General features: G+C 39.9%; 18 protein-coding genes. 7 read left to right on the forward strand and 11 right to left on the reverse strand.

What is annotated here, in order from left to right; genetic code table 11:
* Positions 1–132: 132 nt before the first annotated feature.
* From FFJ24_RS16375 to FFJ24_RS16405, 7 genes are all read right to left on the reverse strand, one after another.
* Positions 133–1,296 carry a FecR family protein gene (locus FFJ24_RS16375; protein WP_138818226.1) on the reverse strand — a complete coding sequence of 388 codons (1,164 nt, stop codon included), beginning with the start codon at positions 1,294–1,296 and terminating at the stop codon, positions 133–135.
* A 115-nt stretch (positions 1,297–1,411) separates the two neighbouring features.
* A complete protein-coding gene (locus FFJ24_RS16380; RefSeq protein WP_168202493.1) occupies positions 1,412–1,996 on the reverse strand; it encodes an RNA polymerase sigma-70 factor in 585 nt (194 codons plus the stop codon).
* Positions 1,997–2,450: 454 nt separating this feature from the next.
* Positions 2,451–3,623 (reverse strand): CehA/McbA family metallohydrolase, encoded by a 1,173-nt coding sequence (locus FFJ24_RS16385; RefSeq protein ID WP_138818228.1) that lies wholly within the window; start codon positions 3,621–3,623, stop codon positions 2,451–2,453.
* 213 nt (positions 3,624–3,836) lie between these two features.
* Positions 3,837–5,240: an alkaline phosphatase gene (locus FFJ24_RS16390; protein ID WP_138818229.1), complete on the reverse strand. Its 1,404-nt coding sequence runs from the start codon at positions 5,238–5,240 to the stop codon at positions 3,837–3,839.
* 7 nt (positions 5,241–5,247) lie between these two features.
* Positions 5,248–6,312 (reverse strand): phosphatidylinositol-specific phospholipase C1-like protein, encoded by a 1,065-nt coding sequence (locus FFJ24_RS16395; protein ID WP_138818230.1) that lies wholly within the window; start codon positions 6,310–6,312, stop codon positions 5,248–5,250.
* A gap of 10 nt (positions 6,313–6,322) precedes the next feature.
* Positions 6,323–7,912 (reverse strand): RagB/SusD family nutrient uptake outer membrane protein, encoded by a 1,590-nt coding sequence (locus FFJ24_RS16400; protein WP_138818231.1) that lies wholly within the window; start codon positions 7,910–7,912, stop codon positions 6,323–6,325.
* A gap of 12 nt (positions 7,913–7,924) precedes the next feature.
* Positions 7,925–10,912, reverse strand: a complete 2,988-nt coding sequence (locus FFJ24_RS16405; RefSeq protein ID WP_138818232.1) for a TonB-dependent receptor — start codon at positions 10,910–10,912, stop codon at positions 7,925–7,927.
* A 554-nt stretch (positions 10,913–11,466) separates the two neighbouring features.
* On the opposite strand from FFJ24_RS16405, the gene FFJ24_RS16410 reads away from it, so the two are divergent.
* The 7 genes from FFJ24_RS16410 to FFJ24_RS16440 all read left to right on the forward strand — a co-directional run bounded on the left by FFJ24_RS16410 (position 11,467) and on the right by FFJ24_RS16440 (position 19,466).
* Positions 11,467–12,198 carry an OB-fold nucleic acid binding domain-containing protein gene (locus tag FFJ24_RS16410; RefSeq protein WP_138818233.1) on the forward strand — a complete coding sequence of 244 codons (732 nt, stop codon included), beginning with the start codon at positions 11,467–11,469 and terminating at the stop codon, positions 12,196–12,198.
* Between the two features lie 653 nt (positions 12,199–12,851).
* Positions 12,852–13,547, forward strand: coding sequence for a hypothetical protein (locus FFJ24_RS16415; RefSeq protein ID WP_168202494.1), 696 nt, complete (start codon positions 12,852–12,854; stop codon positions 13,545–13,547).
* On the forward strand, positions 13,544–14,227 hold the full coding sequence (locus FFJ24_RS16420; protein ID WP_138818235.1) for a response regulator transcription factor: 684 nt from the start codon (positions 13,544–13,546) through the stop codon (positions 14,225–14,227). The genes FFJ24_RS16415 and FFJ24_RS16420 overlap by 4 nt, the downstream gene beginning before the upstream one ends.
* A complete protein-coding gene (locus tag FFJ24_RS16425) occupies positions 14,228–15,565 on the forward strand; it encodes a HAMP domain-containing sensor histidine kinase (protein WP_138818236.1) in 1,338 nt (445 codons plus the stop codon).
* Positions 15,566–15,725: 160 nt separating this feature from the next.
* Entirely contained in the window at positions 15,726–16,943 is a 1,218-nt protein-coding gene (locus FFJ24_RS16430; protein WP_138818237.1) for an MFS transporter, read from the forward strand.
* A gap of 142 nt (positions 16,944–17,085) precedes the next feature.
* On the forward strand, positions 17,086–18,207 hold the full coding sequence (locus FFJ24_RS16435) for a metallophosphoesterase (protein ID WP_138818238.1): 1,122 nt from the start codon (positions 17,086–17,088) through the stop codon (positions 18,205–18,207).
* Positions 18,208–18,221: 14 nt separating this feature from the next.
* Entirely contained in the window at positions 18,222–19,466 is a 1,245-nt protein-coding gene (locus tag FFJ24_RS16440) for an arsenic transporter (protein WP_138818239.1), read from the forward strand.
* Between the two features lie 130 nt (positions 19,467–19,596).
* On the opposite strand, the gene FFJ24_RS16445 is transcribed toward FFJ24_RS16440, so the two are convergent.
* From FFJ24_RS16445 to FFJ24_RS16460, 4 genes are read right to left on the reverse strand one after another with little or no spacing between them, the layout of a single operon-like run.
* The gene (locus FFJ24_RS16445; RefSeq protein ID WP_138818240.1) at positions 19,597–20,745 is read right to left on the reverse strand and encodes an AhpC/TSA family protein; all 1,149 of its coding nucleotides are present in this window, start codon (positions 20,743–20,745) and stop codon (positions 19,597–19,599) included.
* Between the two features lie 10 nt (positions 20,746–20,755).
* On the reverse strand, positions 20,756–22,387 hold the full coding sequence (locus tag FFJ24_RS16450) for a S41 family peptidase (RefSeq protein WP_138818241.1): 1,632 nt from the start codon (positions 22,385–22,387) through the stop codon (positions 20,756–20,758).
* A complete protein-coding gene (locus tag FFJ24_RS16455; RefSeq protein WP_138818242.1) occupies positions 22,387–24,372 on the reverse strand; it encodes a TlpA disulfide reductase family protein in 1,986 nt (661 codons plus the stop codon). Before FFJ24_RS16455 ends, FFJ24_RS16450 begins: the two co-directional genes overlap by 1 nt.
* Positions 24,373–24,383: 11 nt before the next feature.
* On the reverse strand, positions 24,384–25,754 hold the full coding sequence (locus tag FFJ24_RS16460) for a RagB/SusD family nutrient uptake outer membrane protein (RefSeq protein WP_138818243.1): 1,371 nt from the start codon (positions 25,752–25,754) through the stop codon (positions 24,384–24,386).
* Positions 25,755–25,757 lie beyond the last annotated feature (3 nt).

The raw sequence follows: 25,757 nt of genomic DNA on the forward strand, positions 1-25,757 counted from the left end.
GATGTGGTGCAAACACTATCCGGTTTTTTCTTAAATAGCATAGTTACGCCTTCACATTATACAGTATTGTAGTAGTTTCTCATGTTTGAATATTTATTTGGTTAAAATTTATTTTTTACCGATTACGTCTCTTTAATCGATTATAGTTAGCACATGTCCGTTCAATTCATATTTTAATCCTGTAAATTGAAGCATACTTAACAACTCTGAGAGTTCTACATCTTTAGATATTGTTCCTGTATAAGATATTTTAGAAGGCGTTCCTTTAAATACAACCTGAATATCATACCATCGAACCAACTGCCTGGCAATTGCTTTGATCTCCATATCTTTAAAGATGAAAAGATCGTTTCTCCAGGCCATTACAGCTTCCAAATCGCAATTGTTATTCACGTTTATGCCAAACGGATCTACCAGGGCTTGTTGTCCGGGTTTCAATAGCTGTGAAAATTTACCAGATGATAAATGGATACTGCCTTCAATTAACGTTGTTTTCTGCTCGGCCTCATCGTCATAAGCCATTACGTTAAAATGCGTACCCAGTACCCTAATTTCCGTTCCACCCGATTGTACCTTAAAGGGCTGATTAGGATTCTTGGCCACTTCGAAATATACTTCGCCTGTCATCTGCACAACTCTTTCAGCGCCCTTAAAAGCAGTTGGGAACCGCAAGCTTGATTTCGCATTTAACCAGGCTTTACTTCCATCAGGCAAAACAACGCTGTATTTCCCACCAAGCGGCGTGGTAATCTTATTAAAGCTTATTTTTGAAGATGCAGATCCGGTATGCATTTTATAGCTGAGTTCGCCTTCAGCTGTTTTTACAACACTAACGTTTTGCTGGTCGGCCAGTGCACCTATTTTGGCTTCAGTTAATACAACTGAAGATCCATCGTCTAATGTCAAAACCGCCCTGTTACCACCCGGTTTTATATGATTCGATTGATGTAATTTTGCAGTTTGATTTTGCAGGTGTAGTTGCGAAATATATCTCCAGGTCAGCACCGCTCCCAGAACCACAACGAGTGATGCTGCTGCCCATAACATGGTACTTATACGTATTGATTTTTTAGGAAGTGATATTATCTTTTGCTGACCTTTAGTTTGGATATTGAGCAGAATGCGTTCAAAAATTTTATCTTCCACGAGTTTGCGCTGGTCATCAGAAAGACCGACAAGATCTTCAGGTACCTCATCCATACTATCAAACCATTGATCTACTTCTTTTATTTCACTAACAGTACAATCCCCAGAAAGATATTTTTTAAGTAGGGAAACGGCTATTGATCTGCCCATGTTGATACGTAGTTATATTTGGTTCGTTAATAGTATAGTCGGGTAGCCTGCCCCTTCCCCCCAAAAAAAAATAAAAAAAATTTAAAATGCATCCCAGATGTGCGGGCGACTGTATTTAACGGAGTAACCAGGCAAAACCAGAAGCAATCAAAATCACCTTATAATGCACCCTAAAGTGTTTTAAGGCATTGGTAATATGGTTTTCAACAGTCTTTTCAGACAGTCCCAGTAATTCGGCAATTTCCTTATTAGATTTGTGCTCTTTTCTGCTGAGTTCAAATACCCTTCTGCATTTGGCGGGTAACTTCGAAATCACTCCGTTGATTCCGTTTTCCAACTCTTTTATAAATATGGTTTCTTCAGTGGTATTTGTAGCCTCCTGATAACTAAATGAAAGCAGTTCGAGGTAATTGTTCCGGGTAGCCTCCTTAGCCAGATAATCAATAATAGAATAGCGGATAGCAGAATGGAGATAAGCCTTTAAAGACCCTGTGATATTTATTTTCTCCCGATTGATCCAGAATGTTGTGAAGAAATTCTGAATAATCTCTTCTGCGGCTTCTTTAGACCTTAATCTTTTATTGGTAATCAGATATAAATCATACCAATACCTGGTATAAATTTCCTTGAAAGCAACCACTTCGTTCTCTCTCAACATTACGATCAGTTCTTCATCAGTATGATTATGTTGGTTGCCCATAGCCAGTAAAATTATAAAAAAAATTGAATCCAAAAATACGAACATAATGCCAGACCTGACGATATATTAAAATGCTGATATTTATGGCATTTTGCTTTGATGATTCTAAAAATCTAACCTATAATCCTGATCCAACCACAATAAAATTTCAACTACTTTCTGATGCTGATTTAGCAGTGAGGAAGGTGATTATGCCAACGTTCGCATGTAATTAACAGCGTCGATAGGATAGATATTCTTTTCTAAAAAATGGAGGCTGTGTTTTAAATATAGAATTGTCATCCAGTGAACCATGATTGCTCAGCAAATCTGTCCGGATAGATCTCTCCATTTCGCTGCACTACATCCGATCGCTATCGGATCGAGATGACGATCATTCTATTAGACTGGATGGAACTCCAGACTCTGTCAATTATAGCCAGTGTCAGATGTTTCCATCTGACACTGGCTATAATTAAAATTCAGGATCAAAATTAAAGTAGATCGGATTAGATAGCGCCACCATTTTTTCGCTTAACCCGGCAGACTTTGGCACCTGAGGGTAATCAGTATTTTTACCTTCAACCGTAACACGGTAATAGGCGCGGCCCTTTAAATCTGGTGTATCGGTAAACTGAAAAGCAGGAACTTCACCGCTAACCTGAAAACTGTTCAGCTTTGCTCCATTCTTGATTACTGTAACAGTATATTGCTCTTTAGGTAATTTATTGCCAATCAATTGCACCTGAAACTTTATAGGTTTACCCTTTGAAACCGCATTATCACCCATCATCATTTCAAACTTACCATTGCCTCCATAATCAGCATAAAACTCAACTCTTGGCGCGAAAGGATTGGAACTTACAGCAGTTTTTCCATGATCTAAAGCATCTATAATCGCAGTAAGGCTACGTTGTTTGGCAAAAACCCATGTTGTTGGTGTACCTACATAATTAAATTCTGCCTGATATGTATTTGCACTTGGTTTTTCAGCTGCAGTAGGCACACCATGATGGGTATCGCTTCCACCTCTGCCTGTCATCATCCTGCCCGAAGAAAGCATGTCATCCCAAATCATTATTGCGTTGGCATTCTTCGGCCAAACAGCCGAATTCCAGACCTCTATAGACTGAACCAAATCGTACGAAAAGCCAAAATTATCTTTTCCGCTGGGATGATTTGCCGATAAATGGATACCTAAAGATTTTTTAACTTTCCCAATGTTGACGTCACGGGCATCTCTGATATCATAAAGACGTTGATGGTTGTATGGCTTATCAGAAAATACATTTCCATGTCCCCTGGTTGTTGTCCATTCGGCACCATAAAGCAAAAGCAATGAATCAGATTTAAATTCCGGATCCGCCCAGGTATGGTGAGCAACATCGCCATTAACATGATTATCATGGTCGGTTATGGCCAGATAATCCATACCAACTGACTTTGAAAAATTAATAATTTTCGCAATCGAATTATTAGATGATTCTATACTATGTCTTGAGTGTACATGTAAATCACCCTTTAGCCAAATTCCGTATGTATTTATTATTGCCGGAGGATTTACGGTTTCCTGTGCCTGGAGATAGCCAGCATTGAGCATTAAAATAAGGCAAATTAAAAAACGAAAATATTTTGATTGAATAGCCATAATCTGGTTTAAAGATAGAATTAAAAAAGAAGCTGTATCAAAAATCAACTTGTTTTGAGTTTTGTTAGGTTGAGCTTAGCCTGTGCTGAGTTTGCCGAAGCATAGAAACGCTTTAAATATTTTTTTTAAAGTCCTTCGACAGGCTCAGGATGACATTTTGCATTTATGATACAGATACAGCCTCCTGATTATTTGTTTGCTGCGTAATTAAGATTAAACTTTTACTAAAAATGCTTCAGGCATTTCTGCAGCTTTGAGCATGAAATTATGCAGCTCGTAATTTTTAACAAAAGGTTTTAAATTTTCAGATCCCGGACCAAACATCGTTAACTCAACATAATCTCCGGTATGGTTCATACCCGCCCATTGTACATCAGTATATTTACCCAAAATTTTGCCATACTCATAAAATGGCAGGTTTGATTCATTATAAAGCTGCCCTGGAACAATATCCTTAAAGTGAACCAATAAAGATTTTACATCTTCTGATTTCATTTCAAAACCTTGATTTTCTTTGATCAAATCAATTATTTTCTGTTCGCTAAATGATTGATTAAGCTGAGCCAAAAGCCAGGTATTACTGTGTTTGAAGTTTTGAAGGCTATCGAACTTTTTGTTGGCTTCATCAGCATAAAACAAACCAGGGTTCGAATTACCATGATCTGTAGTGATGATCACTAAGGTTTCTCCATCTTTTTCAGCAAATTCTATTACTTTTCCAACAGCTTCATCAAAAGCAAGCTGATCGAAAATTAAACCGCTCAAATCATTTGAATGCGCAGCCCAATCCACTTTACCACCTTCAACCTGTAATGCAAAACCATCTTTATGATCTTTCATTAGTTCGATTGCTTTCATGGTCATCTCTGCCAGTGTTGGCGTCGATTTGATGAGTTCCTGGTCGTGTAGACGGTCGATCTCGTAAGGCATGCCATCTTCTGCAAACAAACCTAAAACAGGCTTTGATTGATCTAAGGCTAACATTTCGGCCCTGTTTTCTGCAACTTTATAACCCTGAATTAAATATTTCGGAATGAGATTCCCACCTTCCCTTTTCTCACCGAAATATTTATGCCCGCCACCCATCATCACATCGAATTTCAGACCCAGATACATTTCTGCAATAATATCCTGACCGCCGCGGTTATCAATATTGATGCAAAAACCTGCCGGCGTTGCATGCGTAATGGGCACAGTGGTTACACAACCTACCTTTTTACCTTTTTCTTTAAACTTTTGAAGAATCGGTTGAGGCTTTTCTCCTTTCATGCCAACGTTTAGTGATCCGTTTCTAACGCGCATGCCTCCACCCCAGGATGAACTTGCCGCAGCAGAATCAGTAACCAAAGAACTCGCCGAAGCGGTATCCATCAGCGCTCTTACTGCTTTGTTATCTCTGTAAAGCCCCAACCATTTACTGCTTTTGCCAAATATGCGATTGGAATAGATATCTGCCATATTCAACGTTCCGATACTCATCCCATCACTTACCATCATGATGATGTTTTTCGCCTTTTTACTCCCAACTACTGGAGAAGCGATTACATCTTTCATACCCACAAAAGGCAAACCTAAACCGGCTAAAAAGCCTCCTTTTAATAACGATCTTCTGTTCATATCTAACTTACTTTTTAAATAAAGGGTTCGCTCTAAAGTATTTTCCATCAGCAAAACTGATGGCATAATCTGATTTAAAGTGCGTACTTTTTTTGTAGTAATCTGTTGTAATAATCTGGGCGCCCGATTTACAGGCGGCTTCGAAATCACTCCAGTCGTTATTTCTGGCTTGCTTCGTATCCGCATCGGCCCTGGTCCTGATGATGTAACCTTTCTTCACCAATTCAGGAATTTGCTCATCCTTCGGATTATTTCGAATCATTAAACCTGCTTCAGGCGTTCCCGGGTCTGCATTGGCAAATAGTACGCGACCCTTAAGTGAAGGATGCCCCTGAATATAGGTGGAGCGCTTTCTGTCTTTAGCGTCCAAAACGAAAAGGAATTTACCTTTGGCCTGACTAAGTTTCGGCCAGTTCTTGGCCAGCACAGCCTCTTCCAAAGTTTTATATTTGCCTCTCACCTCATCCGGACTTAAAATATGCTCTTTCCCTAAATTTTGAATAATCACAGCATCCAGTTCATCAAAAGTTTTACTTGTAAAGGGCTCAGGCTGCGTAAATCCTTTACGCTTTATCGAGTCATCTTTAGCTTCTAAAGTGATAAAAACTGGTGTGTGGTCCGGATTAGCATCTGACCATTTCTTTAATTGCTGTAATGCAATCACAAAAGTTAGTGCCGACGACCTGAAATCTAAATCCGGAACATGAAATACCTTGAATCCGGGTTTATTCATTTCACCGTCTTTATCGAATGCAGGTTGCCCCTTTACCTGTTCTAAACCTCTGGGATGGGCATATTTACCACCCTTCTCATCAGCATAAACATCGATTTCGAGATTTCTTAAACCCATATCCAATTGCTCGGGCATCGGAATATGTTCATAATCCAGACTGTTGGCGGCTACCGAATCCTGTGATTTAATAACATTGAACAGCGCAGGATTAATGGCTTGCTTATAACTGTTGTGCGAGCCGATAACCTGTATTTGATTGATTGGCAAATCGTCTTTTTTAGTAATTAAGGCAATTGCAGGTACAACCAGCAATAAACCAAAGCAGGTAATCAGTCTCATATTTTTAATTTTAGTAGCCTGGGTTCTGTTTTAAATTTGCATTCAGTTTCAGCTCATTTGCAGGAATTGGATAAATCCTCCTGGTGATGTCTTTATTCATAAAAAGCACATCATTCGGGAGTGGATATTCAGTTTCAAATTGCCCGAAACGGATTAAATCATTTCTTCTCCAGGCCTCCCAGCTAAATTCACGCGCTCTTTCATCAAGCAAAGTACTCAAAGTAACCGTTGTTGCGCTTTCAGCGCCGGCACGGCTTCTTATTTTATTAACTAAAACCAAAGGCGTTTGTAACTCACTGTTAACGGTTGTTGCTGTTGCACCTCTTAATATGGCTTCGGCTTTCATTAACATGACATCGGCAAGACGTAAAACCGGCATATCGTTTCCGTTTAACCTGGTTGCCTGGATGGCATTTGGATCTGGCCAGTATTTTACTGAGCGGACACCTTTTGCCTGATCAGCAACTGTATTACCTAAATCCATCGGTTTACCTGGTTTTAAAATAAGGTCAGGGGTAATCTCAATTTGAGTTGTTGTTCCTGCAACATAAACAGGTTTGGTTAAATCAGGTTTACGGTTTGCATCCGGCGCATATTGCTTACCAACCAGCCAGAAAGTTGTACGAATATCATTACTTAAGTTGAAACGGTTGAAATATTCAGGCGTGGTACTCATCGAAATACTAAAACCCACGTTTATTCCATAGGCTGGCGCCAGCGCAGGATAAAAGCCAAATCTGGTGATTTGATTTCCTGGAATCTGCTGATCATAAGGAATTGCAAAAATGGTTTCGTTAATCTGCGGACCGTTGTTTACATCGAAAATATCGCTATATTTTGCATCCAGACTATAATTGCTGTTTTTCAAAATGTTATCGGCCATGGTAACGGCGTCTGTATATCTTGGTTTGCCGGTATAAACTTCTGCGTTTAAATACATTTTCTCCAGCAAAGCATAAACCATTGCCTGTGTTGGTCTGCCGTAAACCAAAATCCGGTTGGTGTTATCCTTTACCGGTAATTGAGCAACAATAGCTAAAAGCTCCTTTTCTATAAATTCGAATACTTTTTCGCGGGTTTGATTTCCAGGAGGCGTACTCACCGGAAAGGCATCTATAATGGGTACGTTTCCATACAAATCCATCATAAAGTAATAATACAATGCCCTCATTGCTCTTATTTCAGCTATACTTTTAGCTTTTGAAGCATCAGATGCTACTGATTCAGTTGTAAGATTTATTAAGCGGTTGCAATTGTTAATACCGCCGAAACCCCACTGCCAGATATCTCTAACATTTGGATGATCAATGGTCCAGGTATGGTAATGCAACTGGCGGTACTGGCCACCATCATCAAAATTTCCATCACGGGCGGGCAGGATAGCCGCATCGGTAGAAAGTTCCTGCATTCTCCAGTAAGGCACGCCGTACTGTGATGATAAGTTAGAATACATGGTGCCAAAAAGTGCTGTATAATCTGCAGGGGTATAGGGAAAATTTTCTTTAACGTATTGCGATTCTACATCGACATCTAGCTTGCTGCACGACTCCATTACCATCAAACAGGCAAGAATATTAAACAGGATGATAAACTTTTTCATTTTCTTATTTTTTTAGAATGATGCACTTACACCAAAACTATAGGTTCTTGTTTTTGGATAATAATTGTTATTGTCTATACCTGGCGTTACACCACCCATATTAATCTCAGGATCAATACCGCTGTAGTTTGTAATCACGAAAAGATTATTTGCTGTAACGTAAAGTCTGATCGCTTTAATTGATTGTGCTTTTGGCTTAATGGTGTAACCGATTGTAGCATTGTCTAAGCGCAGGTAAGAACCACTTTCCACAAAACGATCAGAAATCAGGTATGCATTTGTATCGTTGAAAGATTCGCCTAAAGTAAATCTGGGGATATTTTGCAGCTTGGCATCAGCCGGATTGTTTAATGATGCCATTGTTGCATTTAGGATTTTATTACCTAATACCCCACGAACAAGGAAATTCAAATCCCAGTTTTTATAGTTGAAGGTATTTGCCCATCCGTAAATTAATTTTGGTTGTGCATCGCCTGCAATTTTAGCATCAGTGGTTAAGGGTTGTGTAGCGATGGTTTGTCCGGCAGCATTAACATAAGTACTTACGCCAGCCGCATTTTTACCCGCATAGTTCCATAAATTGAAGGTACCCAGGGCATAACCTGGCTGAATTAACTGACTGAAATTTCCTGACTGGCCTTTACCACCCAACTGAGCCGTTTGAATGAATGAGATTTTATAGAAATCATCAGATAAGGTTTCTACAACGTTTTTATTGTGTGCTATGTTTGGAGAGGTTGTCCATTTGAAATTGTCAGTTTTAACTGCAATAGCGTTTAAAGAGAACTCCACACCTTTATTTTTGATTTTACCTACGTTGGCTGTTATGTTTGGCAGGAAAAACTGCGTGGTAGATACTTCATAACGATCGTAAATTAAATCAGAAGTTTTCTTCACATAAAAATCAACTGAACCTGTAATTCTGTCTTTAAATAAGCCAAAATCTAAACCAATGTTGGTGGTTGCCGTACTTTCCCATTTCAAATCCGGATTCGGATTTCTTACCGGCCCAATTGCATTGCTGATATTGCCATTATTTAAAAACTTACTATTTCCGGCAGGCGTACCGTAAATCAGTAGTGCAGAAAAGGCATCAAAACCTAAACTGTTGCCTGAAACACCATAACCTGCACGTAGTTTTAAATCACTCACTACCGGAACAGTTTTCATAAAATCCTCGCCAATAATTCTCCATCCGGCAGATACAGCAGGGAATAAACCCCAACGGTTATTTCTTCCGAAAGCAGATGAACCATCATTTCGTAACGAGGCCTGAAATAAATATTTCTCGTTGTAATTATATTGAACCCTTCCGTAGTAGGAAATTAATCTTAAGGTAGATATCGGGGCGTTATTGAATGCGATTTGCGAAAGCAACGTCGGGTTTGAAAGGAAAAGGTTGTTGTAACCTAAATTATCATTTGAGAAATTCTGTGTGGTAACGCCAAAACCATCATTGGTTCTGTCTTCCTGCCATGAATAACCTGCAAGTAATTTCAAACCGTGTTTCCCGAAAGTTTTATCATAATTAAAATAACCTTCAAGTACCTGACTTTTATTTAAAACATCAAATTTTTGCGCCTGTCCGTTAACACCCCTTGCTAATCCCGATTGGCTGTTCAGGTAAGTGCTGTAATTATTCTGATCCCTTTGCGAAGAAACACTGGCTGTGAACTTCAGGCCATCAAGAATATTCACCTGCGCCATTCCATTAATCAGTGTTTTATTGTTCAGGTTATTGATGACATTATTATCTACAATTGATAAAGGATTTCTCGTTCCGCTTCCGGTACGGTTATAGTTTTCTTTGTAAGTACCATCAGTGTTGAATGGACTTACCGTTGGTAAATAGAACAGCATATTTGGTAAAGCCTGCGTTTGATAAATATCCGAGCTTTTTGAATTGCTGTTGGTAACCGTTAAGCCAAGTTTTAACCTGTCGTTAAAAAATTTCTGATTGATATATGCCCTTACAATAGTTCTTTTTAAAGAAGTATTTTTTAGTATTCCTTTGTTATCCAGGTAATTTACACTAGCGCCATAATCGGATGCCTGACCAGAACCACCGAAAGAAACATTATGATTCTGTGAAAAACCTGTTCTTTCCAATAACGATTGCCAGTTGGTATCAGAACCATCGTCATCGATCGGGTTTAAAGTCTGTTTATTATCTGCAAGGTACTGCCTTAACTCTGGCGCAGATAGCATATCATATTTCTTGGAAACCTTTTCTACCGCAGCATAACCATTGTATGAAAGGCGTGCCTGCCCATTTTTAGATCTTTTTGTGGTCACCATAATTACCCCATTTGCAGCGCGTGAACCATAAATTGCCGTTGAGGATGCATCCTTTAAGATATCTATACTTTCAATATCGGCAGGGGCCAATAAATCAATTGATGCTCCCGGAACACCATCGATAACATAAAAAGGCTCTTGTGCTGCACCTTCTCTGAATGATGAAGGCCCACGAAGTGTAATTGATGGCTTAGCATTTGGATCGCCACTTTTGGTTACATTTAAACCGGCAACCTTTCCTTGAAGTAACTGGGCGGGATTTACCATTACACCCTGATTAAATTCTTCAGACTTAATGGAGGTTACTGAACCCGTTACATCTTTTTTATTCGCTGTACCATAACCGATTACCACAACGTCCTTCAATGTCTGATTGTCTGGCATGAGCGTTACATTAATTCGCGTTTGATTACCAACAGGCACTTCCTTTGAGATGCTACCCAGCATGGAAAAAACTAAAACGTTTGATGATTTTACCGATAGGGTGTAGTTTCCATCAGGATTTGTAGAAGTTCCGCCTGTCGAACCTTTTATTCTTATCGTTACACCAGGAATCGGCTGGTTGGTTTCATCAACAACCCTACCGCTAATGTTCCGGGTATTTTGCGCCATTACATTTATGGAGAAAAGCATTAGCATAATCAATACCCCCTGCAGCCTGCGTACCTCAGTAAAGTAAATCAGTTTGTAAATTTTTTTCATGAATGAATAATTTATAGTTTGTTTGCATTAGCCAGAACGGCACCTCATTTGGCCAAAACCCAATGACTAATTTGCTACAAAGATGAGCCCGGTTGGTTAGGAATTTATGATGTAAAAAATACTGAATTGTTAAATTAGGGAAGGAAAAGCATTGGAATGTTAAGAAAACAGCCATTAAACGTCAGGTTAGATTTTTTAATTTAACATGACGTTTAACAATCATTTGCAAATCAAAATATTGAGGTCATTTGAGATTATTCATGGTGTCAGATATTTCCATTTGATTTGTGGATCTCTTTGAGAAATCAGCATTGCGAAAAGGCTATTCGCTGCTATTAAGACCCTGAAATAAATTACCTTCTGTGAGTTCGCTTAAAGCTTGGTTTACTCCATAGCTTTCCGCTTCGCTACAGTTCAGGACAACGATCGCATTTTAAACCGGTGAGGATAATCTAACAATCAAATGAATTAAATTTAATTCGCTTTTCATACCCTCTTCAGATCACAAGCGTAGTTTTGAATCATAAAATTATTGATAATCAAAAAAAGAGAATATGAAAAGTCAAATCAAAAAAACAGCAATAACTGCTTGTTTCGCGCTGATGAGCATAGTAACACTAGCGCAGGTACGTCCAAATGATAACCCTCCGGCACCACCTATAGGGCCTGGAGAAATGCTTCCTCATCCTGGGCGAAACAGAGGCGGTTTGGAAGGCGGTGCTTTAAAAGTTTTAACGTCACTAAACGGAAAGGTTATTGCCTACCAAACGAATGACAGGTATATTTATAATAGTTTCACCTTGCAAAATGGCAGTCAGGCGATCACAGTCAGGTTTCCGGAACAACTAGGTAAACAATTAATGAGTGCAGCAGCTAAGGGTAAATCGGTAACTGTAAAAGGCTTTACAGATAATGGACCAGATGGTGTAAATGTATTCCAAATGGCGAGTTTGCTGGTTGGTGGAACGCAAATAGCAGATAGCCCGCCAACCGTACCTATTGCACCAGTTAATGCACAGTCTGGAACCTTTACAGGAAAAATCAGTGATTTTAAGCGTGACCAGGGAGGTGCAATCCGCGGGCTTAGCCTCGACAATAAGGTACAGATAGATTTGCCTCCACCTGCAATTGAACAGTTACAATCTTTATTAAAAGCTGGTGATAAAGTAAAGGTAACCGGAATTAAAGACACACCACCATCAGGTGTAGCATTGGAAACTGGTGCCCCAACCATCATTCACCCGGAAACCATAGAGATTAATGGACAGACTTATTTGTTGAGATAATCTGGTTAGATCCTTTCGTGTGGACACATCTTTTGGTTTGGGTTTTTTATACGTTTTGCTAGCTTGCTTTAATAAATTTACAGGTTTTACCGAAGAACGCCGTCAATCCCAAGGGCCAGGAGAATCAAAAAAACAGGAGTAGTTCATTACAATTGGCACAAACAAACCTGAAACGCAGTGGTTTTGTGTTCGTAATCACTGAATTAAAGCTCAAAATAGCATTGAACACAAAACAAAGTGCCGCTGTTTTTTTGATGTGCGTGAGATTGTGTAAAGAGCCCATTGCTGGATTGACAAAGCGCTTTGGGTACTTTGGCGCTCCAAAGTACCATGCCACCGCGGCATAGAGCGGAAAAAATCAACATTTATTTCCAAAGTATAGTTTTTAAGATATCAAAGCTTGCTATTAGCAGGAAAGATGCTGAAATAAATTCAGCATGACGATCGACCTAGGCAACGACGCTAAAAAAAATGTAAACTAAAAGGGATGTACGATAGGGTTAGATTGGGAGAGCGAAATAGCTCTCCCAATCTTAAATTAATTGTTGACGCGTATGAACTAATTGGCTGCTTCGCTGTTAACTGATAAAATATACAGATATTTTGCAGATTGTATGAAAATGGAGCAAGATAATGACGTAGAGCCATTAAAGATGAAAAATTACCGCCCCCTGCTGGTCGTGATCATCATTTTACTATTGGTTATTATCTGGTTATTAATAAAACCTCCTGTGCCTTTATTACCGAAAGCACCGGCACACCATAACAGGCCACAGGTTGAACGACCGCATAAACAACGGATAATTACCGGAATCGTTACCAGGTATAAAAACAACCCTCATTTAGATATCAATTCACTGGAACTGAAAACCGAAAAGGCTGGTTCAATCACTATTGATTTTAGGCCACATACTGCATCATGGGTAACCAGGATTGGTGCCATAGGAGAATCGGTTACAGTAACTTATGGTTTAAACCCGAGCGATGAAGTAGTTGGTTACCAATTAATAGCCATTAAGAATAATAGAATGGGCATTAGCCAAACCCTTGATGATTTGCCCCCGCCTCCGGATGTTCCAAACCATCAGACAGAAAATTTTAAACTGGAGAAGCCTGTTTTGATCACAGATCAATACGGCGGTATTGTGGCGCTGAGGAAGAATAACCTTTTATTTCACTTTAAGCCAGGGCTGGTAGATGATATCGCACACCTCATCAAAGAAAGCGACACATTTCATCTTGTAGCGGTGAGGCGTCAGGATGACCAGGGCTTTATTAATATAAATCATGACAAAGTATATATTGTGCTTAGCATTACTATAGATAACAAAACATTCCTGGTAAGATGAAAATATTATTAATAGAAGACGAGATAAAGTTAGCAGGATTTATTGCCGACGGCCTTACGCAGGCAGGTCACGTCTGTGATCTGGTTGCTGATGGCAACAAAGGGTTGGAAATGGCTATGGTTGGTCATTATGATCTTATCCTATTGGATATGATGTTGCCCTCTCTTAATGGCCTGGAAGTTCTAAAAAACCTGCGCAGCTTTAATAATCAAACCCAGGTAATTATCATTAGTGCACTGAACGATACAGAACATGTGATAAACGGGCTTGACCATGGCGCTATTGATTATCTTAAAAAGCCGTTTGAACTTGATGAATTGTTAGCCAGGATCCGTTCTGTACAACGCCGGTCATTGGCGCAGGGTTCACTGAAATTACAGGTGGCAGACCTTAAGGTAGACCTGTTGACCAGGGAAGTTAGCCGTGCCGGCAAAGCAGTAATACTGAGTAACCGTGAATTTGCCCTCTTGGAATTTCTGCTTGCTAACCAAAACAAAGTGGTAACAAAATCACAGATTCTCGAAAAAGTATGGGATATAAACTTCGATCCGGGTAGCAATGTTATAGAAGTTCACCTTTACCAGCTCCGGAAAAAAATGGACAGAGGTTACGATGAAGAATTGATCCATACGGTTGTTGGTCGGGGATATATATTGAAAGGTGACGTAAAACAAGGTTAAATGAAAATAGGAAAGCGTCAGTTCGGTATCAAATTAAAAATAACGGTAGCGTTCAGCCTGATTTTTATCTTGCTAAGTTTATCTTTCAACCTTTACTGTTACCGGAAAATCAGGATGCTGATGATATCCGACAATGATGCTTATTTAATAGCCAGGGCCGAAACACTTTTAGATAAAACCGAAGTATTACCTGCAATTATTCCTTTGCCAGATAATAATACTTCCATCAGGGTATTATATCATTCAGCAGGAAAACCCATTGTCGTTTTTCAATCCCCCGGAATCATTAAAAATATCCGTACCCCCACAAAAACGGGCGTAACCGATACTTTGGGCATGAGGGTTGCCTACGTGGTGAGTAGCAATGAGGATAATCCCGCCGAATTGATGCTAGTACGCAGTGCAGATCATTTAGACAGCAACTTAAGATACCTGCTCTTATTGCTTTTTGCCTGTAGCTTGCTCAGTGTTTTGCTTGCCGGTTTAATTGCCTATATCTTATCTTTTTATTTATTACAGCCCGTGCAGCGTATTATTAACGCGGCTAAACTCATCAATGCGCACAAACTCAGGGATGTTATTCCGGTGAAGAAAACGAATGATGAACTGCAGGAATTAACGGAAACCATAAATATGATGCTGGTGAGAATTGATGAATCGTTACAACAGCAACAAAACTTTTTTGCCTCTGCATCGCACGAATTAAAAACTCCCCTAGCCATTATGCGTGCCGAAATTGAAGTTCAGCTATCGAAACCTGAATTGACACCAGCGTTATCAAACCTGATGAAGAGCCAGCTTGCTGAAATTAACAGGCTGCAACAGGTAGTACAGGAATTCTTGTTGGTAAGCCAGTTAAAGAGTAGTGGTATTACCTTGCATAAGCAACAAATAGATCTTTCTTTGGTTATACTGCGGTTATTTAACAGGTTACAACCGTTTTTGCAGCAAAAAAGTTTAAAGTCAAAGATTGATTTTGATCAGGATGCCGAAACTTTTTTAATCGTTGCCGATGATGACAAACTGAATATCTTACTGATGAACCTCGTCGAAAATGCAATCAAATATGCTGTTCCAGGTACCACAATCAATTGTTCTGTGCAGCAGTCTATGTTTAAAGATCATATCGCCATAATTTTTAAAAACACCATCATCGAAGAAAGTTTCCCAACCGAAAATCTCCAAAATGCCTTCCACAGGGAAGCTATAGATTCAAATGGCGCTGGCATTGGCCTTTGGCTGGTTAAAGAGATTACGCACTTACATCATGGAAATTTCCGCGTGGAAAGCAGCAACTTTGCTTTTGAAGCAATAGTTGATTTACCAATTAGCGCATAGCTTTTTGGCACTAATCTAAAACCTGTATTGCACCAATTTAATATGAAGAAAAATTAATTCCACAAATCAGCAACACAACAAATTGATTTACAATCAATTAATTAAAATATTCTTATTTAGGGTTTAAACATAATGATGCACATGGTGTTAAGCAAATCGTATGAGCAAACAACTAGCTAAAGGCGTAACAGATAAGCGGATTATCTGGCCCTTACAATCTCTTAATTTTTTCATGGCCGATCTCCAGGCAGGGATAGGTCCGTTTTTAGGCATCTTCCTTTTAGCACATGGCTGGAAAAGCGGACTAATCGGCTCAGTGATGACCATTGGTGGAGTTGCCGGGATGATCATGACTATTCCAGCGGGTGCATTAATTGATGCTACCAAAAGAAAACGGTTTTATGTGGTTATATCTGCAATCTTCACCATACTGGCATCAGGAATAATCTTATTCACCCAGGAGTTTTGGCTGGTTAGTATTTCGCAAGTGGCAACAGCTATAGCCGGGTCGGCTATTGGGCCGGCTATAATCGGTATTACACTAGGCATAGTCAAACAAAAAGGTTTTAACAAGCAAAATGGTTATAACCAGGCATTCAACCACGCAGGCAATGTAGTCGGTTCTGCACTTTCTGGTTACCTCGGTTATAAATTTGGCATCACGGCCATATTCTTGCTCGCTGCTTTTTTTGGTTTATTGTCCATTATTTCAGTGTTATTGATTCCGGCTAAATCCATTGATGATCATGTAGCAAGAGGCATGAAAGAAGGAGAAAAAAATGAAAAAGCCAGCGGATTTAAAGTATTATTTCAATGTAAATCATTATTGGTATTGGCAGGCGCATTAGCCTTTTTTCATTTGGGAAACGGTGCGATGCTACCCCTCTATGGACTCGCCGCTGCTGCCAATGGCCATGGTAACGCTTCCGTATTTGTGGCCATGACCATTATCATTGCACAATTGGTCATGATCGGTACATCATTACTGGCCATGAAGATGGCAGATAAAAGAGGCTACTGGTTGGTCTTATTCATTTCTTTCCTATCCTTACCTATACGTGGCTTATTTGCCGCTTATATGCACAGTCACGTAGGCATTTACCCCGTACAAATTTTAGACGGAATCGGAGCGGGCCTTCAAAGTGTTGCCGTTCCTGGCTTGGTTGCGCATATACTAAATGGTACAGGAAGGGTAAATATCGGACAAGGCGCAGTAATGACGGTACAAGGCCTGGGTGCTTCATTTAGTCCTGCAATTGGAGGCTGGATAGCTGAGGGAATAGGTTATAATACTACTTTTATGATCCTTGGTGCGTTTGCTATTGGTTCTATCCTATTGTGGATCATATTTGCAAAAACAATTAAGGATGCTTGCTAACCCCTATTAATTCTTATATGATAGCATGGTAGTAAATAAACGCTGTTGTAAGAGGTTAAAAAAATACATCAAACGATAACAAAAGAGAAACAAGATTCTACAGGATCTTTAAAAACACTTCGCGAATACAAAAAATAAATCTATGAGTCCAGCCCCACTAGTCTTCGCTCATTTAGGAGATCTGCATATTACTAAAGCCAAAGAACAGAATTACCTAGATCTGCTATCGATTATAGCTCAAATTGAAACAGAACTAAACAACCAGCTTGATTTTGTCCTGTTACCCGGCGACAATGCCGATAACGGTTTGCCTGAACAATATAAGTTAGTGGCTACTGCCCTTAAAATGTTAAGCATACCGGTTTATATCCTGGCGGGTGATCATGATATGGAACAAGGCAGCCTCGATAATATGTATAAAATGCCTCAAACCCAAAAACTACCGCTATCCGTTTTACATAAGAATAACAGGTGCCTGTTTATAGACGTTTGCGGATTTGGAAATGGCGGACCAGATTTTAGATTAGGTATTAAACAATTAGAATGGTTGGAAAAAGAAATGGCTGCGGCTAAGGAAAGAAGAGAAACAATCCTACTGTTTATGCATGTTTTTCCTGCTGATTTGAAAGCACCGGATGAGCGGCAAGCCATCAATGAGATGCTGGAAAAATACGATGTAGTGCTGGTGGATATGGGACACACGCATTATAACGATATCGCCAATAACGGTCAAACCATTTTTGCAGCAACCAGATCGACCGGGCAGATTGAAGAGGGTCCGGTTGGTTATTCAATCATTTCTGTTCATAAATCTGCTGTTACCTGGCGTTTTAAACAACTAGCAGAACCTTTTCCATTTGTAATGACTACCTGGCCGGCTGATTACCGTTTATTGAACAGAGACAACCAAAGGGTTGAAGGAGAATATGAAGCTTCTGTTTTAGTATTGGGTCCTCGGAAAATCTCGTCTGTAGTATGCAAATCTGGTTTATCAGATTGGCAAGATATGACCTTTGAAGAGAAAGATGGATTATGGAAGGTCAGAGTCGAAGTTTTGGAACAACCTTTGAATAATCTGACCATCAAAGCCACAGATGTTGCAGGCCGTCCCGGTATCTGGACCATACAGCCTGCTACAGATAAATACATTTCACCTCAAAATATTAAAGATGGCAGCGATGCAGATACTATTGGCACCTGGCCGGAAAACGGGATCATGGGTACACAGCTTGGCCCTAACCGAAATGGAAAACCGATATCTTAGCGCTATAAAAAAATATGAATAACATCCTAATCTGGATCATTTCCTTCCTGGCAATAGCAGGTGTGATCATCAGGCCTTTTAAAGTTACAGAAGCAGTATACGCCATAATTGGGGCTACCATATTGTTATTATTCCATCTGATTACCGTTTCTGATGCCTTTTCCGGGATAGCAAAAGGTTTAGATGTTTATTTATTCCTCACGGGCATGATGTTACTGGCCGAAACAGCCAGGGAGGAAAAACTGTTCGATTGGCTGGCTGCCCATGCCACTTTAAGGGCCAGGGAATCTTCCGGGAAATTGTTTTTGCTGATCTATCTTGTTGGTGTTATTGTAACCACATTTCTTTCCAATGATGCCACAGCTGTTGTACTAACGCCAGCCGTGGCCGCTGCAGTTAAAGCAGCTAAAGTAGAAAAACCACTGCCATATTTATTGATCTGTGCTTTCATTGCTAATGCAGCTTCTTTTATGCTGCCCATCTCAAACCCTGCAAATCTGGTCATTTATGGCACACACATGCCTTCCTTAATGCATTGGCTAAGCTTGTACCTGATACCCTCTATATGTGCCATTACCGTTACTTATTTTATGCTCCGGTTCTCTCAGCGCGACTGTTTTAAACAGAAAATCAGAACTGACATTAGTTTGCCTGAATTAAGTCCGGGCGGTAAGACAGCTTTAATTGGGATTTGTGGAACTGCTGCTGTTTTACTGGCTGCTTCAGCCTGGAATATTCAACTTGGATTGCCCACGTTAATTACCGGTGTCACCACCAGCGCAATTGTATTGGCCAGGGCAAGAAAAAACCCGGTCAATATTATTAAAGGGATATCCTGGGCAGTACTTCCGTTAGTGGCAGGTTTATTTGTAGTGGTAGAAGCTTTAAATAAAACCGGGATGACACAGCAGTTAAGTAGATGGTTAAATGATGCGATAGCACAATCTGAGACAGGGGCCGTGTGGCTTAGTGGTGCTCTGATCGCAGTAGCCTGCAATTTAATGAATAATTTGCCGGCCGGATTAATAGCAGGAAGTGTGTTGCAAAATACACATACACCCGAAATGGTTAAAAGCGCGGTGCTTATTGGCGTAGATCTTGGTCCCAACCTCTCTATAACCGGTTCATTGGCTACGATACTATGGCTGGTAGCTTTAAGAAGGGAGGGGCAAGAAGTTAGTGCCTGGAAATTTTTAAAATTAGGAAGTGTAATTATGACTGCGGCTTTGATAATTGCCATACTATCCTTATGGATTTGATCTGTTAGGTATCCTGACACTACATGACTTTAATCCAGTTGTCAATTGATAGAACAATAGTAAATGATACAAAAAATGCAGGCGACATCCATCAACCTGCATTCGTCATCATTAACTAATAAAATTTTTACTACTTAGACTTATTTTCATAAATCTCTTTTATTTTAGCTTCCAGTGCAGGGCCGCGAAGTTCTTTGGCAATAATTTTTCCACTTGGATCGATTAAAAAATTCATAGGGATAGCTTTAACATCATACTTAGCCGCCGCCTCGTTTTCCCAGCCTTTTAAATCGCCAACCTGTTTCCAGGTCAATTTATCATCAGCGATGGCTTTAAGCCATTTTGCTTTATCAGCAGCCTTATCAAGAGATACGCCTAAAATTTCAAAGCCTTTTGATTTATATTGTTCATAAACCTTAACAAGATTTGGATTTTCTCTCCGGCATGGTGCACACCATGATGCCCAGAAGTCGATCAGCACATATTTTCCTTTGTAATCAGAAAGCTTAACCATTTTACCGTCTACATCTGGCTGGGCAAAATCCTGCGCCTCTACACCTTCCTGTGTTTTTTTGAAGTTAGCAATACGCTCAGCAACCTGTTTTCCGAAAAAAGAGTTTCTGAGTTCCGGAGAAATATTTGCAAAGATTTTTTCCATTTCTATGGCATCGAAACCCGGGCCTAAAGTCGAATTAAGTGCCATTAAGGCCATGTATTTCGAAGGATTTTGTTTAACATAATTAATTTTTGCATCAAAAATCTCTTTCTCTATCACCTTTGCTCTTTTTTCCAGGTCCATGATATAGGTTTTATCCTGTTTTTTAGCTTCTGGCTGATCAGCAAATTCTTTTTCCAGCGCTTTCAGTTTTCCATAAACAGGAGCTAAAAGGGCATCAACTTTTTTACTTTCATCGGTTAAAGTAGAACCTTTGATAACAGCTGTCTTAATGGAATCTTTTCCGGTAATGGTGATGTTCTCATTTCCTAAAATGATCGCCATGCCATCAATTTTAATCCGTCGTCCCGGTGTATCGATTGATTTGTCGTGTTTAAGGCGAAGCGTAGCTTCCATTGGTGAAGGTACCGAACCTTTAAATGTGAAAGCCCCGTTAACCAGTTCTGCCGAATCTAATTTTTGGGCCCCTTCTAATTTGATTAAGAGAAAGGCTTTTGCCGGTTTTCCCAATTTGCCAATCTGGCCATTTATTACATATCCTGTTTGTGCAGAGGCAACAAAAGCACTAATCACCAATGTTGCTGCCAATAATGTTTTTTTCATGATTTATAAATTATTTTTTTGTGGTTTTGGATGGAGATGATGTATTCTGTAAAGATTTAGCTTCGAGGAACTGATTATAAATCTTTTGATTATTTAAAATATTAAGCGCCGTACTAAATGCATTACTGGCCTCATTTCGAACGCGAAGTGCATAACCTTTACCTAGATAGAGCATATCGGCCATCTCTGCCTTTAATTCTACCGCAATGGTTTTTCTGGCTACCTTATCCGTTACGGGTGGTAATTTAAGCCCTTGCTTAATTGCGCTGGTCATAATCTGATCAACCATTTGCTCATCTATGTTGAAGGAATGATCAAAAGCATCAAAATCCGTATATTTATCAGTTAAGCTTTTTCGGTTTTGTTGTACATAATTGAAAGCCGCCTGGGTTACCCGCCCACTGTTCATCAATTTATTCAACCATGCGCTGTACAGTGCCGTATCGATTGGTATGAACTTATCAGGCATAATCCCGCCACCACCATAAACCGTTCTTTTATTCAGGAGGGTCGTGTGTTTTAGAGAATCCGGAAAGTTCACATGTCCGCCCTCAGTAAGTTCACCAGAAGCCATACGCCTGTTAAAATCTTCAAAGTAATCTGTTTTGCCTTTAGCATAAGATTTTTGAATCGATCTGCCTGATGGTGTATAATAACGTGCTGCTGTCAATTTGATTACTGAACCATCGCTCAATTCAAGGCCTTTTTGCATAATGCCTTTACCAAAGCTTCTTCTGCCAATTACCACAGCCCTGTCCCAATCCTGTAAAGCACCTGTTAATATTTCGCTTGATGATGCGGTAGATTCATCAATTAAAACCACCAGATCGCCTGTCATAAACTGGCCAAATCCACCAGTCATATAATTATCTTTTACACCGGAGTTGGTTACTGAATAGAAAACCAGTTTATCCTTGGCCAGGAATTCATCTGCTACACCGATAGCAGCTTCAACAAGTCCGCCACCATTAGATTGTAAATCCAGGATTAATTTGGTCATGCCTAAAGCCTTTAATTTCTTTAATGCCGCATCCATTTCCCTTCTGGTTGACTGGCTAAAAATAGCCAGCGAAATGTAGCCTACATTTTTGCTTACCATGTAACTGGTATTGATAGAAAGTTCAGCAATCTGTTCCCTCATCACATTAAATTCGAGCGGTGTGGTTTGCGACTTGCGAATAACGCCTAACTTAACAGCCTTCCCTTTTTCGCCCCGCAGCATCCGCATCACATCCTGGTTTTTTAAACCTTTACCGAAAATAGAGGCACCATCAACCATATTAATCCGGTCTCCTACCTGCAAACCTGCCCTTGCTGCCGGGCCATCAGGATTAATACCAGTTATAAAGGTGCTATCAGCCACCATTGCAAATGAGATACCGATACCGGCAAAACTGCCAGTCATTTGCTCGTTCATGGCTTCTATTTCTTCGCGGCTAATGTAACTGGAATGCGGATCGAGGCTGCTTAACATCGCTTTGATAGCCGCATCAACAACCTGCTCATCATTTACCGGATCTACATAATTATCCTGAATGAGTTTAAGTGCATCCTGCAGCTTAATCTTCGGATTCATCTGTGCCTGAACAGAAAGCCCAATCCAAAAGGAAAAAAAGGCTGTAATTATCGTTTTTCTTATCATTATTTCTCTGCTCTTAAAATCTCAATCGCGGTAGATAATTCATCGCGTAACTGGCTAGGACTACCGGAATATCCTTCTGAACTGTAGCGTACTACACCGTTTTTTACGATGATTTTGCGTGGGATAGAGGACTGTTTAAACAATGGCAAAAGGCTCTTAAATACTTGATCCTGCGACCCTGTTTGACTAATAGCATCATGCAAAAGATTGAAACGAAAGCCCTGACTTTTTACATAATTTACAGATTTGGCTTTATAATCGCCAAACTGCATGGTACCGATCATATATACAGCAACCTTGGGATCTTTTGCGTATTGGTCTATCAGAAGCTGCATACCCGGGAAAGCTTCAATGCATGGTCTGCACCATGTTGCCCAAAAGTCGATGACCACAATCTGGTTTGCCCAATCTTTTGAATTGACCATTTTACCATCGGCATTTTCTAAACTAAATGGAGCGAGCGGGTAGTTGACCATATTTGCCATTACATGTGCCCTCATTTCATTTTTCTTGTCCGATGGCGTTAAACCAACAAGGTATTGCTCATAGCCATCTTCTTTCCCGCCATGCTCGCTTTTATATAGTTCTTTAAGTTTGGTAAACATAACCGGCGTTACTGCATTCGCAGCTACACTGGATTCCAATAAGGCTTTAATTGCTTTGGTATCGTTCAGTTTTTCCAAAACATTAACATGCATTGCATTTAAATCCGCATTTCCGAAAGTCCCTTTTTTTGATAAATATTTGAAGTACTGGTTTGCCCCGGCATAATCACCCTGGGCATTTGCGAGGGCGATGTGGGTAAATAAGCGATCATCCATTTGATTATCTGCATTTTCCTGTGCTTTTTCCGCATCATCGAAATCGCCTGAATAGGATTTGTCCTTTTGTCTTTCCAGCAGATAAGGAATAATTATGCGGCTATCGTTATAAAGTAATTTCTGATCGCTTTTTCCCGCCATTTGATTTCGGCTTATATTCCAGCGGTAGATTTCATTGGCAGTTTTAAAATCAATATCCTTAAAGAGCTCTAAAAATTTATCATTTTGCCCGCCGTCAAAGTATTGTGTTGCCAGGTTTCTGAATATCGTGTAGTAAATATATGCCTGGTTGTCTGGTGATTTCTTCCATTCCAAATATGGAAAAGCCTTAAGAAAATCTTCAGCACCTGTTTCGAAATCCTTTCCGTATTTTCCCTCCGTATATTTTCTGAAGGATAAAAACCTGGCTGTGCTGCTTTTAGGGTAATCTTTAAAAATAAGTGATTCTACTGCTGCTGAACCATTTTTATCTTTTAATCTATCGTAATAGCGTTGTGCCTGTGCTAAAAACTGTTCGTTAAGATTTCCGTTTTTTAGTTCGCTTTTTAAAAGGTTATCAGCCAATACGCTGAATTCAGAAGCGGGCATGGTGAGTTGCTTTAAATCGAGATAATTGAACAGAAGTGACCTTGGTATACGTTTAGAAAGCTTTTTTTCCTGTTGGAGCAAAGAGTCAATCATTTTTTTATCCATAGATGGAATAATGAAGCTACTCAGCATCCCATTCCCCGTTGTCCCTGCTTTGAAAGCGGCTTCTGCCAGATAGGAACCCGGGATTACCTGCCCCTTTGTATTTTTAACAAGGTGATAATAACCTTTACCATTTTGATTGTCAATTGCTTCAGGTTGCTGAAGGTCACCCTGATAAAATTTTAAGGCGATTAACACCGCGTGTTCCGGAAGTTGATAACTTCCAGTCCATACGTCGTTCTTTTTCTCTAACTGCACCGGGACAGTGTTCCATTTGCTACCGCTGTATACTCCTGCGAGTGCTTTTGGCCCGTCACTAAATTCAAGATCGCCACCTTTCGGTTGGTATTGAAAGCTGATTTTCTGGTTTTGTTTTAGTATTTCGGGCTGCCAGGTTACCGTTTGTGCAGCTAACTGCTGCCCAAAAAATGGGCAAAGCAGTAGCATACATTTTCTAAAAAAATGTTTTTTCATGGATTGATTTTCTATCTAGGGTTTTGTTGCAATTCCGGGTTCAGAAGAATGTATTTATCTCCGATAGGATATAAGTAAAGGTTGCTATTGGGTTGTAAAGTATAATTAACACCCTTGAAACTACGATTTTTTGTTATGGCGAAATCGTTATCAAAAGTCAGACGCTTCTGGTCAAACCAACGCGTACCTGTTCCAAAAAATTCCCTTCTTTTCTCTTCAACAACTATACGAAGTGCTTCACTGGCACTTGCTGCTGTTAACGGAACATAATTGGCCGTTGTAAAGCGTTTGATTCTTAAATTGTTTACGATTTGAATAGCATCGTCAGTTTTTCCAGCCCTGGCTAAACACTCCGCTTTAATCAGCATCATTTCAGGAACAGTTGGACCATTGTTAATTACAAATTCATTAATCAGGTATTTGGTGGATGCCCTTCCGGTGAAGGAAGAGCTAAACTGGCCCCTAAACCGACTCCCCATATCTGTAAAAAGCTTGTAACGTAAGTCTGTTGTTCCCAAAGAAGTAAGTAAATCATTGCTTAGCGAAGTAGCCTGATAGACTACATTTGAAGTCTTCGAAAATATGATTTCAGGATTTAACAATCTTACGGGAATGGTTCCAGGCGTATTTTCGTAGGTTTTCAAGTCGAGTAAGCCACTTTGCAAGGCCAGGGCGCTATCCGCATATAGAGCTGCGTTGCCAAAATCGCGCATATTTAAATACGTTTTAGCAAATATGGCATAGCTTGATACTTTCGCCGGGCGTACATTATACTCCGCAAGCGCAGGCAAACGACTTATTGATGTTCTTAAATCATTTAAGATCTGCTTATATACATCGGCAACAGGGGCTCTGTTGAGTTTAGTAAATAAATTTGGTGTCGTAAGCAGTGGAACGCCCAGGTCAGTTGATGCGGTAGCTGCGTTATACTGTTTGCCATACATATTCACCAATACCAGATAGGTATAAGCCCGGTGTACAAGAGCCTCTGCATAAATCCGCTTCTTTTCCGCTTCCGTTCCACCCTGAGAAGTCAAAACGCCGTCCAACACCTGATTGCATACATAAATGGTTTTATACAGCTTATCCCAATCGGCATCGCTCTGGCTATCGGACGTATATTTCGGCGCCCAGCTGTATACATTACCTAAAATGTCCCCTAGGGAGTTCTGCCTTGTTGCATCTGTAATTTCTATATCATCACCCGAAAGAATCGGATAAGAATAGTTCCCTTCCAGAACACCATTATTGTTCATGGTATTCCTGAAATCGGAAGTATATTTTAGTGTTCTGACTGAAAGCTGATCAATCTCCACATATTTTCTGCAGCTTGCCAAAGTAATTGCTAAGGCAAACAATATAATTGAATATCTATTTTTCATGTT

Origin of the sequence: Pedobacter sp. KBS0701, from assembly GCF_005938645.2 — a bacterium.
In the GTDB taxonomy this organism is placed as follows: Bacteria; Bacteroidota; Bacteroidia; order Sphingobacteriales; family Sphingobacteriaceae; genus Pedobacter.

Bases quoted from the DNA above. Each gene is read 5' to 3' on its own strand.
- FFJ24_RS16375 (WP_138818226.1), bottom strand. From the start codon at position 1,296: ATGGGCAGATCAATAGCCGTTTCCCTACTTAAAAAATATCTTTCTGGG.
- FFJ24_RS16380 (WP_168202493.1), bottom strand. From the start codon at position 1,996: ATGGGCAACCAACATAATCATACTGATGAAGAACTGATCGTAATGTTG.
- FFJ24_RS16385 (WP_138818228.1), bottom strand. From the start codon at position 3,623: ATGGCTATTCAATCAAAATATTTTCGTTTTTTAATTTGCCTTATTTTA.
- FFJ24_RS16390 (WP_138818229.1), bottom strand. From the start codon at position 5,240: ATGAACAGAAGATCGTTATTAAAAGGAGGCTTTTTAGCCGGTTTAGGT.
- FFJ24_RS16395 (WP_138818230.1), bottom strand. From the start codon at position 6,312: ATGAGACTGATTACCTGCTTTGGTTTATTGCTGGTTGTACCTGCAATT.
- FFJ24_RS16400 (WP_138818231.1), bottom strand. From the start codon at position 7,912: ATGAAAAAGTTTATCATCCTGTTTAATATTCTTGCCTGTTTGATGGTA.
- FFJ24_RS16405 (WP_138818232.1), bottom strand. From the start codon at position 10,912: ATGAAAAAAATTTACAAACTGATTTACTTTACTGAGGTACGCAGGCTG.
- FFJ24_RS16410 (WP_138818233.1), top strand. From the start codon at position 11,467: ATGAAAAGTCAAATCAAAAAAACAGCAATAACTGCTTGTTTCGCGCTG.
- FFJ24_RS16415 (WP_168202494.1), top strand. From the start codon at position 12,852: ATGAAAAATTACCGCCCCCTGCTGGTCGTGATCATCATTTTACTATTG.
- FFJ24_RS16420 (WP_138818235.1), top strand. From the start codon at position 13,544: ATGAAAATATTATTAATAGAAGACGAGATAAAGTTAGCAGGATTTATT.
- FFJ24_RS16425 (WP_138818236.1), top strand. From the start codon at position 14,228: ATGAAAATAGGAAAGCGTCAGTTCGGTATCAAATTAAAAATAACGGTA.
- FFJ24_RS16430 (WP_138818237.1), top strand. From the start codon at position 15,726: ATGAGCAAACAACTAGCTAAAGGCGTAACAGATAAGCGGATTATCTGG.
- FFJ24_RS16435 (WP_138818238.1), top strand. From the start codon at position 17,086: ATGAGTCCAGCCCCACTAGTCTTCGCTCATTTAGGAGATCTGCATATT.
- FFJ24_RS16440 (WP_138818239.1), top strand. From the start codon at position 18,222: ATGAATAACATCCTAATCTGGATCATTTCCTTCCTGGCAATAGCAGGT.
- FFJ24_RS16445 (WP_138818240.1), bottom strand. From the start codon at position 20,745: ATGAAAAAAACATTATTGGCAGCAACATTGGTGATTAGTGCTTTTGTT.
- FFJ24_RS16450 (WP_138818241.1), bottom strand. From the start codon at position 22,387: ATGATAAGAAAAACGATAATTACAGCCTTTTTTTCCTTTTGGATTGGG.
- FFJ24_RS16455 (WP_138818242.1), bottom strand. From the start codon at position 24,372: ATGAAAAAACATTTTTTTAGAAAATGTATGCTACTGCTTTGCCCATTT.
- FFJ24_RS16460 (WP_138818243.1), bottom strand. From the start codon at position 25,754: ATGAAAAATAGATATTCAATTATATTGTTTGCCTTAGCAATTACTTTG.